Origin of the sequence: Ferriphaselus sp. R-1 (assembly GCF_000746095.1) — a bacterium.
Classification (GTDB): domain Bacteria; phylum Pseudomonadota; class Gammaproteobacteria; order Burkholderiales; family Gallionellaceae; genus Ferriphaselus.
The window spans coordinates 100,936-115,010 of sequence record NZ_JQKP01000003.1; the positions used below are offsets into that span (position 1 = coordinate 100,936).

At 55.3% G+C, this 14,075-nt stretch carries 14 protein-coding genes; 2 read left to right on the forward strand and 12 right to left on the reverse strand.

Annotation, left to right across the window (positions count from 1 at the left end; genetic code table 11):
- Window positions 1-163: 163 nt before the first annotated feature.
- From DM08_RS04920 to DM08_RS04945, 7 genes are all read right to left on the reverse strand, one after another.
- Complete coding sequence (locus DM08_RS04920) at window positions 164-1,333, reverse strand: acyl-CoA dehydrogenase family protein (RefSeq protein WP_035383525.1); 1,170 nt, start codon at window positions 1,331-1,333, stop codon at window positions 164-166.
- 5 nt (window positions 1,334-1,338) lie between these two features.
- Window positions 1,339-2,070 carry an ABC transporter ATP-binding protein gene (locus tag DM08_RS04925; protein WP_035383526.1) on the reverse strand — a complete coding sequence of 244 codons (732 nt, stop codon included), beginning with the start codon at window positions 2,068-2,070 and terminating at the stop codon, window positions 1,339-1,341.
- Complete coding sequence (locus tag DM08_RS04930; protein ID WP_081908773.1) at window positions 2,067-2,921, reverse strand: ABC transporter permease; 855 nt, start codon at window positions 2,919-2,921, stop codon at window positions 2,067-2,069. Before DM08_RS04930 ends, DM08_RS04925 begins: the two co-directional genes overlap by 4 nt.
- Before the next feature lie 10 nt (window positions 2,922-2,931).
- Entirely contained in the window at window positions 2,932-3,963 is a 1,032-nt protein-coding gene (locus tag DM08_RS04935) for an aliphatic sulfonate ABC transporter substrate-binding protein (RefSeq protein ID WP_035383527.1), read from the reverse strand.
- A gap of 174 nt (window positions 3,964-4,137) precedes the next feature.
- On the reverse strand, window positions 4,138-4,323 hold the full coding sequence (locus DM08_RS12490; protein ID WP_081908774.1) for a YezD family protein: 186 nt from the start codon (window positions 4,321-4,323) through the stop codon (window positions 4,138-4,140).
- A gap of 130 nt (window positions 4,324-4,453) precedes the next feature.
- The gene (gene cysK / locus DM08_RS04940; protein WP_035383528.1) at window positions 4,454-5,428 is read right to left on the reverse strand and encodes a cysteine synthase A; all 975 of its coding nucleotides are present in this window, start codon (window positions 5,426-5,428) and stop codon (window positions 4,454-4,456) included.
- Between the two features lie 11 nt (window positions 5,429-5,439).
- Window positions 5,440-5,970, reverse strand: a complete 531-nt coding sequence (locus DM08_RS04945; protein WP_081908786.1) for a rhodanese-like domain-containing protein — start codon at window positions 5,968-5,970, stop codon at window positions 5,440-5,442.
- Between the two features lie 249 nt (window positions 5,971-6,219).
- Here DM08_RS04945 and DM08_RS04950 point away from each other — a divergent pair, with 249 nt between their 5' ends.
- Both DM08_RS04950 and metA read left to right on the forward strand, forming a co-directional pair.
- Complete coding sequence (locus DM08_RS04950; protein ID WP_081908775.1) at window positions 6,220-7,605, forward strand: O-acetylhomoserine aminocarboxypropyltransferase/cysteine synthase family protein; 1,386 nt, start codon at window positions 6,220-6,222, stop codon at window positions 7,603-7,605.
- Window positions 7,606-7,706: 101 nt separating this feature from the next.
- Complete coding sequence (metA, locus tag DM08_RS04955; RefSeq protein ID WP_035383529.1) at window positions 7,707-8,609, forward strand: homoserine O-acetyltransferase MetA; 903 nt, start codon at window positions 7,707-7,709, stop codon at window positions 8,607-8,609.
- Between the two features lie 97 nt (window positions 8,610-8,706).
- On the opposite strand, the gene DM08_RS12495 is transcribed toward metA, so the two are convergent.
- The 5 genes from DM08_RS12495 to DM08_RS04980 form a co-directional block, all read right to left on the reverse strand.
- The gene (locus DM08_RS12495; protein WP_081908776.1) at window positions 8,707-9,510 is read right to left on the reverse strand and encodes a 2OG-Fe dioxygenase family protein; all 804 of its coding nucleotides are present in this window, start codon (window positions 9,508-9,510) and stop codon (window positions 8,707-8,709) included.
- 151 nt (window positions 9,511-9,661) lie between these two features.
- Entirely contained in the window at window positions 9,662-10,495 is an 834-nt protein-coding gene (locus DM08_RS04965; RefSeq protein WP_035383531.1) for an EAL domain-containing protein, read from the reverse strand.
- 7 nt (window positions 10,496-10,502) lie between these two features.
- The gene (locus DM08_RS04970; protein ID WP_035383532.1) at window positions 10,503-11,495 is read right to left on the reverse strand and encodes a sulfate ABC transporter substrate-binding protein; all 993 of its coding nucleotides are present in this window, start codon (window positions 11,493-11,495) and stop codon (window positions 10,503-10,505) included.
- Between the two features lie 158 nt (window positions 11,496-11,653).
- On the reverse strand, window positions 11,654-12,835 hold the full coding sequence (locus DM08_RS04975) for a porin (RefSeq protein ID WP_035383533.1): 1,182 nt from the start codon (window positions 12,833-12,835) through the stop codon (window positions 11,654-11,656).
- Between the two features lie 96 nt (window positions 12,836-12,931).
- Complete coding sequence (locus DM08_RS04980; protein ID WP_035383534.1) at window positions 12,932-13,933, reverse strand: sulfate ABC transporter substrate-binding protein; 1,002 nt, start codon at window positions 13,931-13,933, stop codon at window positions 12,932-12,934.
- Window positions 13,934-14,075 lie beyond the last annotated feature (142 nt).

Consider the following 14,075-nt stretch of genomic DNA (forward strand, 5'->3'; position numbering starts at 1 on the left):
TGCTTGTGAATTTTTCAGGCGGCAGTCTATGGCCGTCTTGTCCACCAACGAACCAAATAAACTTCATAACTTTTGCTCGTTTTTTGCATATGCCCTGCCCGCTCGCTACCTGATGATGCGACCCGCCCGTTCTGGGCTCAGGACTTGAGTTGATGGCGAACGACTACGAATAGGATGTCGGTGTCGGATAGATGCCGTTCAATGCCCAGTTGCCGAGATCGCGCAATTTGTAATCAAGCGGGTCATGCAGCGTATGCGTACGGGCATTGCGCCAGAAGCGGTCGAGTCCTAGTGCGGCGTGAGTCGCCCCGGCTCCTGCCACATCGAACAGTTGTGTACCGATGTCCAGACTGGCACGGTGCGCCAGTACCTTGGCCTCGACCACTGCAACCGCCACGGCACCACGCTCCTCGGCGGTGAGTGCGCTGCCTTTTTTCCATGCGGCATCAAGTCGATCCGCTGCGGCATCGGCGAACACCGTCGCGGTGCGCAACTGCAGCCACAGCTCGGCGAAACGCTGCAACAGGTAAGGATCCTTTGCTGCGCTATCGACACCGGAATTGACCCACGGCCTGCGTTTGGTCAATGTGTAATCCCGTGCAGTCTCGAATGCGCCGTGCGCCAAGCCGAGATAAATATTGACCAGAATGGATTGTGCAAGGTTGGCACGCAAGCTGGAGTAAGGCGTGCCATTCGGCCCTGGCTCCAGCAACAATTCGTCCTGCGTGATGAACACATCCTTGAAGCGCACCGTGCCGCTGTCAGTCTGGCGCTGTCCAATGGCATCCCAGTCAGTGTCAATCTCCACCCCCGCGCGGTCTGCCGGAATGGCACCGACCAGAAACTTGCCGGACTCGGTATGCGCCGATACCAGCAACCGGTCAGCCCCACGCGCGCCGGAGCAGAAGCTCTTCAAGCCGTTCACCACGATGCCGCCGTCACGCTCGACGGCGCGGCTGCGGTTGTCGGCGGGATTCAACGCATTGCCCCAAAACCAGCGCTGCGCCACTGTTCCGGTCAGCAACACCTGATGCTGTCGCGGACTGCCGAAGAAGAGGATGCTGGCAACTTGCAAATGCTGGAAGGCGAACAGGTGCGCCAGCGAACTGTCCACGGCGGCAACCCGCCGCACCACGTTCAAAATGGTGCGCCAGTCCTGCCCCAGTCCGCCATATTGCTGTGGGATGGCCAGCGCGAGCAGGCCGCTGTCGCGGATTAGTTCACGCTCGGCGGCAGGATGCCCGCCCGCCTTGTCACGCTCGACCGCAGTGGCGGCGAGTTGCTCGCATAGACGTTCTGTCTGTGCTTCGATATTGAATACGCTGGAATTCATTTGTGTTACACCACATGTGCGGAATGAAGGGCATCGAACACGATGCTGCGTTGCGCGAGCAGCGCTGCCGTCTCGCGTTCACGCGGTTTGGGCAGTTCGATCCGGATGTCCGCGACCACCGTACCCGGCTGGTTGCCGATCACCACCACGCGGTCGCTGAGGAACACGGCCTCATCCACATCGTGCGTGACCAGCAGGATGGTGATGCCGTGGACGTTGGCGACGTTGGCCAGCAGGTCCTGCAAGCGGATGCGGGTGAAGGCATCCACCGCGCTGAACGGCTCATCCAGCAGCAACACCTTGGGATGAGTGTAGAGCCCTCGTGCTATCGCCACGCGCTGTGCTTGCCCGCCGGAAAGCTGTTTGGGCAACGCTTGGCCAAAACCGATCAGCCCGACTTCGGCTAGCAATTCGATGACGCGTGCGTCATCGTGCCCCACTTTGCCGATGTCGAATGAGATGTTGTCCGCAACATTCAGCCACGGAAACAGGCGCGGTTCCTGGAAGATGAAACCAATGTCGCGGCTCACGCCGGAAAGCACCGTTCCATCCAACCGCACCTCGCCTCGGTAATCGTGCTCCAAACCGGAAACGACGCGCAGCAGTGTACTTTTGCCGCAACCGCTCGCACCGATCAGGCTAACGACCTCGCCCTGCGCGATGGACAGGCGTACATCCTGCAACACCACCTTGTTGGCAAACTTTTTCTGCTTGATGCTGATTTCGAGGTGACTCATGCATGCCTCCGTTTGCGCGTCCTCAAGGTGTCGCGCCAATACAGACTGCGCACCTCGATAGCCGCCAGCGCCGAGTCGCTGACCTTGCCGAGTAGTGCGATCAGGAAGATTGCCGCGATGACGAGATCCGGGCGGCTGGTCTCACGCCCGTCGGAGAGTAGATAGCCCAGCCCCTTCGATGCAGCGATGAGTTCCGCCGCTACGAGGAACATCCAGGCCAGACCCAGCGCGGTACGCAGGCCGGTGAACACCGACGGCAACGAGGCTGGCAACAGGATGCGGCGCGCCAGCTCGAACTTACCCAAGCCGTGTATCTCGCCTACCTCGATCAGTTTGCGATCCACGTTCTGTAGGCCGCACACCACGTTGAGATAAACCGGGAAGAAGGCGCCCAACGCGATCATGGTGATCTTGGGTGCCTCGTCGATGCCGAACCACAGCAACAGCAAGGGTACCCACGCCAGACTAGGCACGTTGCGCAGCGCTTGAAAGGTAGGATCGAGCAGGTCTTCAAGCGTGCGATTCAACCCCACCAGCACGGCAACGGCCAAGCCCAATACGGAGCCGATCACGAAACCAATGCTGACGCGCGCCAGACTCGCACCGATGTGAGACCACAGATCGCCCTGCGCAAGTTGCCACAGCGTGGCACCGATCTCGCTCGGTGGCGGCAACAGGCGGGCCTCCACCCAGCCTTTTCGAGCGGCGATCTCTAGTAGCCCAAGCAACAGGATAGGCAACAACAGACCACGCAAGGTGCGGTCGGCCTTGCCGCCCACCCAGGCCGCCAGAAAGTCTCCCGGCGACACTGGCGCTGCGGCCGCTTTTTTCAAAGTCAGCGTATCACTCATGATGCTGCGCTCACTTCTTGATGACGGCTTGAACGAAGCTCGGATCGATCAAATCGGCGATCACCTTGTTCAGGTCAGTACCGGGCTTGACCAACTCTTCTTCGAGCAGAATGGGGGCGGCTACGGTCAGCGCGTCCACATGCTCCTTGCCGATCTTAGGATTGGAGAGGTCGGTGCGCTCGCCCAGTTGCAGCTTGGCAACCGCGAGGTCGATCTTGGCCTCCTCGGATTGGATCTTCGCCGCTTCTTCCGGATGGGCGATGATCCACAAACGGGCTTTTTCATATGCCGCGATCACGGTCTTTACCACGCTCGGATGCTGCTTGGCGAAGGTCTCGTTGACGTTGAGGAAACCGTAGGTATTGAAGTTCACATTGCGGTAGATCAGCTTGGAACCGGCCTGCAACTGGCTGGAAGCCAAGTGCGGATCGAGACCCGCCCACGCATCGACATCACCCTTTTCCAGCGCGGCTCGACCATCGGCGTGCTGCAAGTGCACGATCTCGACCTCGGATTTTTTCACGCCGAACTTATGCAAACTGCGCAGCAGGAACAGATAAGGGTCTGTACCCTTGGTGGCGGCGATTTTCTTGCCGCGCAACTCTTCGACCGATTTGATCTTCGAGTCCTTACTGACGGCAAGCGCAGTCCATTCTGGACGCGAATACACATACACCGCTTTGATCGGGTTGCCGTTGGCCTTGGACAGCAGCGCCGCCAGTCCGGCGGTGCTGCCAAAATCCACGCTGCCGCCGTTCAGGTATTCCAGCGCGCGATTGCTGCCCGCGCTCTGCACCCACTTCACCTCGGTGCCTGCTGGTTTGAGAGCCTCCTCCAGCCAGCCGAAACGCTTGAGCACCAGACTGCTGGGCGAGTAGTAGGCGAAATCCACCCGCACTTCCTTGAGCGCAGGTTCGGGCGCCGCCTGTACCGACTTGTATGCCCCACCCAGCAGCGCCAATGCGACGACGGCAATGATCGCCAGTCCGGCCCGTGATTTGAGGAAAGATTTCTTGCCCGTTTTTGTTGTTGCATCTGCCATGTGTATCTCCTGAACACTAGTAAAGAGTCGAAATAAAGCCGTAAAAAAACCGGCAATTCGCCTCCTGCTGTCAGGTCGGCAGTACTGCTGAAATGGTGGCGACCACCACAAAGGGCGCCGCTCTAGGTCAAAGAAAATGGAGGAGTGGAAACCGAAGCTGCTGTTGCCCGCGCATCATCGCGCCTTAACCTGCGCGATCGGGCGATCCGGGATGAGCCGCGTTCTCTCGCGCCGCTCAATCTGCGTCACCCGCCCCTCGTGCAGCGTAATCTCAAGCGAGCCGAACTGGATTTCACCCAAGGCGCGCTCTATCTCGCGCAACGCCAGCAATCTTGTTTCCTGTGAGGTATTGCTCGTCATTTTCACTCTTGCTGCATATGTCACGACTGTCACTGTATCAATCGGCCTATCGGGAGAGAACCAATTCGTTCTGCTTTATTTATGAGTTTTATCGCTATGCCGAGCAAGGCAGCGAAGGTTTTCACTCCCCTCATATGGCGATGCCACTGGCATCAAACAGACCTTCAAACAAAACTGAACTGAGGTAACGCTCCCCCGAATCAGGCAACACAACCACGATGGTCTTACCTTCATTTTCCGGACGCTGAGCAAAACGCGCCGCAACAGCAACAGCCGCGCCGCTGGAGATGCCCGACAGAATGCCCTCTTCACGCGACAAGCGGCGCGCATACAACACGGCATCCTCATTGCTTACCTGCTCAACATCATCCACCAGACTCAAATCCAGATTTCCCGGTACAAAACCAGCACCGATACCTTGAATCTTGTGCGGGCCAGGCTTTAGCTCCAAACCTGCACGTTTTTGAGTAAGCACTGGGCTCGCCGAAGGCTCAACTGCGACGGAATGGATCTGCTTGCCGCGCAACTTTTTGAAGTAACGCGATACGCCCGTAATGGTTCCTCCGGTGCCTACACCGGAAACAAAGATATCCACATTACCGTCAGTCGCATCCCAAATCTCCGGACCAGTCGTAGCCTCATGAATGGCCGGATTGGATGGATTTTCAAACTGCTGCAGCAATACGTACTTGGGGTCAGATTCGGCAATTTCTTTGGCTTTGGCGATTGCACCGCTCATCCCTCTAGAACCTTCAGTCAATACCAATTTTGCTCCAAGCACCACCAGCAATTTGCGTCGCTCCAAACTCATGGTCTCGGGCATAGTCAGGGTCAGCGGTATCCCCCGAGCCGCAGCAACAAAGGCCAGCGCGATTCCGGTATTACCACTAGTCGGTTCAATCAGCTCTTTGCCGGGGCCCAACAAGCCACGCTTCTCGGCATCGTTAATCATTGCAGCACCGATACGACATTTCACCGAATATGCGGGGTTACGCCCCTCGATTTTGGCTAACACGGTAGCCTTGGCACCGTCGATGACGCGATTCAGACGCACCAAGGGTGTCGCCCCAATAGACTGAGAGTTATCTTCAAACCAATGTGACATCTATCTTCTCCTTAATTGTGAATCGATCCATTCGACCAAGGTAAGTCGTAACTGCGCCAGCCACCGACGGTGCCAGACTGCCCGGCTACTGACTCACCTTCGAAGCCTTCTGCGATATTAAAAACATGCTCGAACCCAGCATGGCTGGCAGCCTCAGCAGCAGCCTGAGAGCGCTTGCCGCTGCGACACAGGAATAAGATCACCGAATCCTTGGCAACCTTGACACTAAGTTGATCGAGGAAATGCGGATTCCTTACCATGCGCGGCCCCGTAGCCCACGCAACATGCTGCGCCCTTGGCACATAGCCGACAGAATTAAGCTCCTCTTGCGTGCGAACATCGATCAGCTCGACCAACCCAGCCTCAAACAGCGCCCACGCTTGGCGCGGTGTTACGACTCCCGAAAAATGAAAGCCCTCCGGGGCTCCCACTGTTCGTGCTCGCGCCAATAACTCTTTCGCCGTGACTGCTTGGGATTCCGTCACATCAGAAGCTAACGAATGTGCTGATGCAACGATGAATTGCGCTTTAGATGCAGGCATCTGAACTCCTAGTATCAAGTTGATGAGGTGTAAGCAAGTTGCGGCAGTGTAGGCTTTAGCCATCAAGCCACAAACCAAGAAATCCTTATATCCATTCCCGAATTTCTGATTTTCTCAACCGCGCGATCCCCCAGAAATTGCCGTGCCTTGCTTAGTCAATTCCGTGTTTTAGAAGTGAAGAAAACTTGGTTCGCATTCAATGACGACACCCTTACAGTGCCTCACCATTTCAACCACTAGGGAACTGACATGACCATCATTGATTCTGCTGTCGAACTGATCAAAAAGACTTTTCAACCCGAAACACCCAAATCCAAACCGACCCAACCCGCAAAGGAGCACGCAGTGTCCACCGCCGAGCATAAATATGGTTTCGCTACCCGCCAACTGCACGCAGGCTACAAGCCGGATCAGACCGGCAGCCGTGCTGTACCTATCCATCAGACCACCAGCTACCAATTCCGAGACACCGAACATGCGGCCAATTTGTTCGCGCTGAAGGAGCTGGGCAATATCTACACCCGCCTGAACAATCCGACTAACGATGTGCTGGAGCAACGCATCGCCGACCTCGAAGGCGGCGCGGCGGGGCTGGCGGCCAGTTCCGGCCATGCGGCGCAGGCACAGGCCATTTTTGCGCTGGCGAATGCGGGCGACCATATCGTCTCGTCCAGCCGGCTGTATGGCGGCACGTACAATCAGTTCGCCTACACGCTGCCCAAGCTGGGCATCGAAGTCACCTTCGTTGATCCGACAGATCCGTCTGCATTCGAGAAAGCGATTCGTCCTAACACCAAGCTGATTTACGGCGAATCGTTGGGTAACCCGGACATCGCCGTGTTCCCCATTGAGGAAGTCGCGGCCATCGCCAAGAAGCATGGCATCCCGCTGGTGATCGACAATACGCTGGCGACGCCGTATCTGTTCCGTCCGCTGGAGTGGGGAGCGAATATCGTGGTGGAAAGCACGACCAAGTTCATCGGCGGTCATGGCACCAGCATTGGCGGGGTCATCGTGGATGGCAACAATTTCGACTGGACCAATCCGCGCTTCAAGAATTTCAACGAACCCGATCCCTCCTACCACGGCCTGGTGTATTCCAGCCTGAAGGATGCGGGCTTGCCGCCGTTCATCATCAAGGCGCGCATCCACGTCTTGCGCGACATCGGCGCATCGCAATCGCCGTTCAATAGCTGGCAGACCCTGCAGGGGCTGGAGACGCTATCGCTGCGCATCGACCGCCATGTGCAAAACGCCCAGGTCGTCGCCGAGTTCCTGGAGAACCATCCCAAAGTGAGCTGGGTGAAGTACCCCGGCTTGAAGAGCCATCCCGACCACCAACGCGCCAAAAAGTATTTCCCTAAGGGCGCAGGTGCGATTCTGGGCTTCGGCGTGAAGGGCGGAGCGGAAGCAGGCAAAAAGTTCATCGATAACCTGCAACTGTTCAGTCATGTCGCCAACGTCGGCGATGCCAAGAGCCTGGCCATCCATCCGGCCAGCACCACGCACAGCCAGCTCACGCCAGAACAGCAGGCCAGCGCCGGCGTGTCGCCCGACTTCGTGCGTCTGTCCGTCGGCATCGAAGACATCAGCGACATCCTGTGGGATCTGGATCAGGCGTTGAACGCCGCTTGATAGGAACCGCATCCGCTGCTCGGGCCGAACGGAAACACAGCCGTTCGGCCCGAGTTCGTCAGTAGTCATTCAGCCATGACTCAAGCAAACAGGTCCATGCCATGCCGATCAAGATCCCCAAGACCCTTCCGGCTTACGCCACTTTGTTGAACGAAAATGTGTTCGTCATCGACGACGAACGCGCGCAGCATCAGGACATCCGCACCCTGCGCGTCGCCATCCTCAACCTGATGCCGACCAAGATCGCCACCGAGACACAGTTGCTGCGCTTGCTCGGCAACACGCCGCTGCAAGTGGAGGTGGTGCTGTTGCGCACAGCCAGCTATGAGGCCAAGAACGTCGCCGTCGAACATCTGCTGAACCATTACCAGACCTTCGACGAGGTGCGCGAACAGCATTTCGACGGACTCATCATCACCGGTGCGCCAGTGGAGTTGCTGGACTTTGAGGCGGTCGATTATTGGCCGGAACTCAAGCAGATTCTGGACTGGGCCGACAGCCACGTACAATCGACCTTACATCTATGCTGGGGCGCGCAGGCTGGGCTATACCACCGGCACGGCATCCAGAAATACACCTTGCCACGCAAGATGTTTGGAATATTTGAGCATAGCAGCCTGTATCCCGAGCAGCCGCTATTGCATGGTTTTGATGAGACATTCTTTGCGCCTCACTCGCGCCATACCGAAATTCGACTAGATGATTTACTGAAAGTAGATGGACTGCGAGTTCTCGCCAACTCTGCTGCCGCAGGCGTTCATATTGTCTGCAGCAAGGATAACCGTCATATCTATGTTACCGGACATCCCGAATACGACCCGCTGACACTGCTCGGCGAATACTCGCGTGATCGGGCGCGCGGTTTGAAAATCCATTTGCCCGAGAATTATTTTTACGACAATGATCCCGAGCAACCGGTCCAAGTGCGTTGGCGCAGTCATGCCAACCTGCTGTTTGCGAACTGGTTGAATTACTACGTCTATCAAGCCACATCTCAACCTTAACTGACCAAAATTAACCCTGCATCGGCATATCTAGTTTTCTTGAAAGAATATAATAATCAATTGGTTCTATGGATCTAGCAAACGGCATAGAATGTAGTCATGGAAGTTGATGACTTTCATATTTCTCCTCCTGTTTGGGGCACCCGCTTTGGGTGCCCACTTTTTTTGGTTCTAGAAAACCTTCTGAGCGATACGTCAATACCAAGGTGTCGCGATATCCACCCAAGGCTGTTGGTTGTATCGGGGTAGATTCATGTATCACCTTCTGATCGTCTAGCAGCAGTAACGTCCATGGCTCACTTAGCGTAAAGCGTTGACCAAATCGCCCTTCCGCTTCAAACAAGCGGCTTTCTCCACCACTAACTGAATTGCGAGCAACCAGAAGGATTGCCACGAAATCAACTCCATCACGGTGAGCACCTTCTGGTGTCGGACGACCAATGCCATTACGAGTATCAATGCGAAATTGATGAGCTTCCACATACCACAGACGCTCCCCTTTTACCTCAGAGCAAGTTCGGGCAATTGCTTGCAATAATTTATTCCAAACCGGCTGCGCGATGGTATTGGCATCAACCGGCTCAAATAGTCGTAACATTCCACCATGTAGGGCGTTGTACTCTAGCGGCTGATAATGTGGCCGATGCGGCACTAACCGAACTTGCTCTGTAGTAACGATGAAACTGGAATGCCGTCGCTGGCGATAGCGTCCGCCATCCTTGAGGAAATTATCCGAAGGCAAGTCATTCCAAGAATGCTGGATCGAGGCTAATTCGTCTAGCGTACACCCCGATAGCTCACACAGACCTGCCGCATTCAAAATGCCGTGAGCATCCAGTTCTAGCCTGCTCGATAATTCAGTGGGAGTCGTCACAACTGGGGGATATGAAGCAATGGTCATGGAAATATTCTCGGAATTGCTTAATTGGACTGTCACTGGAACAGCCTGATTGACACCGTAGCACACCCGCCATCACAAGTGCTGGATTGAACTAATCGGAAAAGTAAGTCTCCTGCAAAGTCGGAAAGTCTTTCGTCATAAATTAATATCGTCAGCCGCTCCCCCAAGCCGAAGCAGGTGCTGGCTTGCCCAGCGCATTGCCTTGTGCCCAAACAATACCGGCGTAGCTGACTAGCTCCATCTGGGCTTGCGTCTCGACACCTTGAGCAATCACTTTTCCGCCCAGATCGTGAATGAGTTCGACCAGTTTTGGCAGAATGCTTTGAAGGCGAGAATTCTGCTCCGTCTGTTGGATCAGATGCCCATCAAGCTTGACGAAATCAGGTTCTAGCTTCCATAACCGTTCCAGATTGGTGTGGACCCTGCCGAAATTATCAATGGCGATTCGATAGCCGCGCTCACGGTAATTGGCGATAGCCAATCTTAACAACTCGTGCTCAGCAACAGCGCTCTCGTTGATCTCGATCACCACATCGCTGGTCTGTACCGCATGGTTGTGCAGCACCTGCTCAAAAACTTTTCCGTGTGAGTTAACCGCTACCAACAGATCGGGATGAACATTCAAAAACAGCAACTGGTCACGCATGCCCATGTTCAGGTAGTTGAGGGTATGCAAGGTTCGGCACAGGCGGTCAAATTTAACCAGACGCTCCGCAATTTCGGCCTGCCTAAATGCCTCCTGAGGAGTCACATTTTGTGCCTTGAGATTCTGTGCGCGTAGTAAAGCTTCAAATCCTATTGGCTTACTCTTGCGGAGATCTATGATGGGCTGAAAAACGCTGCTGAGCTGCAGCCCGATAAATCGGGCTCGTACCTCTTCGCCAATCTCCAACTCGTGCGCATTTAGCTGAATATCGCTCTTGCTAATGCTTAGAACTTCACGAAGCTCGTTCTGAATGGCATTCAGACGATGTAATGAGGACATGCCCAGCCTATTTTCGGGTGTAGATTTGGTCGAATACACCGCCGTCCTTGAAATGCTCTGCCTGAGCCCGCTTCAGGCTCCCGAAAACTTCATCGACCGTGAATAACTTGAGTGTGGGCAAAGTAGCAGCGTATTTTTTTGCAACCTTGGCATCGCGCGGACGCAGCTCAAATTGGGCTGCTATATCCTGAGCCTCCGGTGAATACAGATAGCTCAAATACGCCTCAGCCACCTTGCGAGTACCATGTTTGTCCACAACTTTATCGACCACACTCACCGGCAAGTCTGCCACGATGCTCAGCGGCGGATACACCACATCAAACTTGTCTGCGCCATATTCCTGCTTAATCAGGCCGATTTCGTTTTCAAAGGTTATCAGCACATCACCAATATCACGCTGCACAAAGGTTGTAGTTGCGCCGCGACCACCCGTTTCAAGCAAAGGCACATTGGCGAATATTTTGGTCACCAGTTCTTTTGCCTGTTCAACCTTGCCACCTTGCTTGATGACCGAACCCCAAGCGGCCAAATAGGCGTAGCGACCATTGCCCGAGGTTTTGGGATTGGCGATGATGACCGACACGCCCGGCTTGGCCAAATCGGACCAGGTTTTGATCGCCTTGGGGTTCCCTTTGCGTACCAGCAACACCGAGGTGGACGAAAACGGAGCGCTGCCACTCGGTAGGCGTTCCGCCCAATTGGCAGAAATCAACCCTTTGTCAGCCAAAATATCAACGTCGATGGACTGATTCATTGTCACCACATCAGCCTCCAGCCCTTCCAGTACGGCGCGAGCCTGCTTGCTTGAGCCACCGTGCGACTGGTTGATAGTGAGATCATCGCCGCTTTTCTGTTTCCACAGCTTAACGAAAACAGGGTTGTAGCTTTTATAGAATTCGCGCGACACATCGTAAGATGCGTTCAGTATCGATACTTCCGCCGCTGTACTGATCTGCATGGCCCCAGCGAGTAATGCCGCCAGAATGTACTTGCTTGTCATGTCGATCCTTCCGTTCATTTATGACTATTGAAAAAACGGGGCTGTACCAATGGCCAACCCCGAAAACCGGGTATTGCACCCAGCAGAGTAGAAAGTGTTGCCCCCCGTGAAGGCTGCTTGGCCCGTCGATCAGAGCCATTTGTCGGGGGGCAATGGTGTTAGAAGGTATGCTTCAGCCCGAACTGCACTGCGGAGAGCTTGGCACCAAATCCGGTTTGCGCGACGGTTAAGGCAGCGGGGGAGCCCGTTGCGTTGGTCGCGGAGAATGTGGTGTACACACCTGCGGCATCATTTTTCAATTGCGTATATTGAGCATACAGCGTGGTTCGCTTGCTCAGGCTATGGTCGAAGCCCGCCGAAATCTGGTTGGCTCCGGTGTTAGCGACCGAATTTTTCCCAGCCTTGGAATACGCCAGCTTGATGGCGTTGCTGCCAAAATCGTACCTACCGGACACGTAATATGCTGTATGGCCAAACAAGTTTTTCTTGGCTGCACCAAAGTCGTCACTGGTTTTCTCGTACGACAAGCTGGCCGTCAGACCTTCCAGTTTGTAACTCAAGCCAGCCTTCCATGCATTTTCGCTGAGCGTCGTGTTGGCGGGCACTACATTATTCCCCAAGGTGCCACCTGCATTTCCAAGCGTATGGATCTCGTAGGCGAGACTTGCGTACAGACTATCTCCAGCATACCAGCCAGCGGCTGACCAAGCACCGCCCTTGGTCTGAGTTGCCAGAGTTTGCCCTTCCGCACCAGCCACATAAGCCACCGCACCGGCGAATCCATTCAGACTTGGGCTGATGTAAGCTGCCACATCTGGCTGACGACTATCAAATGAAGCGCCAACAGTTGCCGCTGCTGCTCTAGGTGCTGCATTAGCGGCCACAGCGCGTCCGCCTCCAAGAATGGAGCGATTATCGGCAATGGTATCGGTAAAGACATCAAAGCGACGAGTAGAGATATTGTAGGGAGTGTCGTGACGTCCCAACAGCACGGTCCCTGCGCTGTCACTCTTCAAGCCAGCAAAGGTGTTGCGGGTACCCAGAGATCCTCCGGCATTGTCGAGCGAGACCAGCGACTCAATCTGCCAGATGGCTGCCAACCCATCTCCCAGATCTTCGCTGCCCTTCAGCCCTAGACGCGAGGTATTGCTGGACACTTTGTTGCTACCAAATCCGTTTACAGGCACGTTCCCATTGGCAGTGGTCGTGCCGGAGCCGATATTGATTGCGTCAATCGAGACGTTGGCTACGCCGTAGACCGTGACATTGGCGCTTTCCGCCCATGCTGGGGTGGTGAATGCCACAGCCAGTGCGGCTGCAATTAGTTTATTGCGTTGCATGTTGCTACTCCTTGGTTGAAAAATAAAATTGGAAAATTGTTAGGTGATGGGGCCTCGACTGAGGTCCTCATTACAGTGATATGACTACCTTGACTGCTATTTCTTGGTATAGATGCGGTCGAACACACCGCCATCGGCGAAGTGTTCTTTCTGCGCTTTGGTCCAGCCGCCGAATGCTCCGTCGATGGTGATCAGGTTCAGCTTGGGGAAGTTCTTGGCATACTTGGCCGCGACCTTTTCATCGGTGGGACGGTAATAGTTCTGCGCCGCGATCTCTTGCCCTTCGGTCGAGTAGAGATAGTCCAGATAAGCCTCGGCAACCTTGCGGGTGCCGTGTTTGTCGGCGTATTTATCCACCACGGTGACGGGCGGCTCAGCCAGGATGCTCAGGCTGGGCACGACGATCTCGAACTTGTCAGGGCCCAGTTCCTTGATCGCCAGAAACGCCTCGTTCTCCCAGGCCAGCAGCACGTCGCCTATGCCGCGCTCAACGAAGGTGGTGGTCGAACCGCGTGCGCCGGAATCCAGCACCGGCACGTTGCCGTAAAGTTTGGTGACGAACTCTTGCGCCTTGGCGGCGTTGTTGCCGTTGTTCTTCAGCGCGTAGCCCCAAGCCGCAAGATAGTTCCAGCGCGCGCCGCCGGAGGTCTTGGGGTTGGGGGTGATGACCTGGATGCCAGGCTTGACCAGATCGTTCCAGTCCTTGACCGCCTTGGGATTGCCCTTGCGCACCAGAAAGACGATGGTCGAAGTGTAGGGCGAGCTGTTGTGCTTCAGTCGCGTCTGCCAGTTGGCCGGGATCAAATTGGCTTTTTCCTGCAGCGCGTCGATGTCTGCCGCCAGCGCCAAAGTCGCCACGTCAGCTTCCAGACCGTCGATGATGGCCCGTGCCTGCTTGCCGGAACCGCCATGCGATGCTTTCACGGTCACGGTGTCGCCGGTCTTGGCTTTCCAGTATTTGGCGAATGCGGCGTTGTAGTCTTGATACAACTCGCGGGTGGGGTCATAGGATACGTTCAGCAGGGAAACGTCGGCGGCTTGCGCCGAAACGACAAACAGGCTGGACAACAGGGCGATGCTCAACAAACTTCTTTTCACGGTGTGCTCCTTGGGTTGACTGAATTGCGATGGAGCGCACTATAGGAAGGCGGCTTAATTCTGTGAAATTATATTTTTTGATTTACTTATTCCATTTTTACGCAAAAATCATATTCCAATCTGAGCTATCAATAGAACGAAT

Bases quoted from the DNA above. Each gene is read 5' to 3' on its own strand.
- DM08_RS04930 (WP_081908773.1), bottom strand. From the start codon at position 2,921: ATGAGTGATACGCTGACTTTGAAAAAAGCGGCCGCAGCGCCAGTGTCG.
- DM08_RS04975 (WP_035383533.1), bottom strand. From the start codon at position 12,835: ATGCAACGCAATAAACTAATTGCAGCCGCACTGGCTGTGGCATTCACC.
- DM08_RS04935 (WP_035383527.1), bottom strand. From the start codon at position 3,963: ATGGCAGATGCAACAACAAAAACGGGCAAGAAATCTTTCCTCAAATCA.
- cysK (WP_035383528.1), bottom strand. From the start codon at position 5,428: ATGTCACATTGGTTTGAAGATAACTCTCAGTCTATTGGGGCGACACCC.
- DM08_RS04925 (WP_035383526.1), bottom strand. From the start codon at position 2,070: ATGAGTCACCTCGAAATCAGCATCAAGCAGAAAAAGTTTGCCAACAAG.
- DM08_RS04950 (WP_081908775.1), top strand. From the start codon at position 6,220: ATGACCATCATTGATTCTGCTGTCGAACTGATCAAAAAGACTTTTCAA.
- DM08_RS04920 (WP_035383525.1), bottom strand. From the start codon at position 1,333: ATGAATTCCAGCGTATTCAATATCGAAGCACAGACAGAACGTCTATGC.
- metA (WP_035383529.1), top strand. From the start codon at position 7,707: ATGCCGATCAAGATCCCCAAGACCCTTCCGGCTTACGCCACTTTGTTG.
- DM08_RS04965 (WP_035383531.1), bottom strand. From the start codon at position 10,495: ATGTCCTCATTACATCGTCTGAATGCCATTCAGAACGAGCTTCGTGAA.
- DM08_RS12490 (WP_081908774.1), bottom strand. From the start codon at position 4,323: ATGACGAGCAATACCTCACAGGAAACAAGATTGCTGGCGTTGCGCGAG.
- DM08_RS04945 (WP_081908786.1), bottom strand. From the start codon at position 5,970: ATGCCTGCATCTAAAGCGCAATTCATCGTTGCATCAGCACATTCGTTA.
- DM08_RS04970 (WP_035383532.1), bottom strand. From the start codon at position 11,495: ATGACAAGCAAGTACATTCTGGCGGCATTACTCGCTGGGGCCATGCAG.
- DM08_RS12495 (WP_081908776.1), bottom strand. From the start codon at position 9,510: ATGACCATTGCTTCATATCCCCCAGTTGTGACGACTCCCACTGAATTA.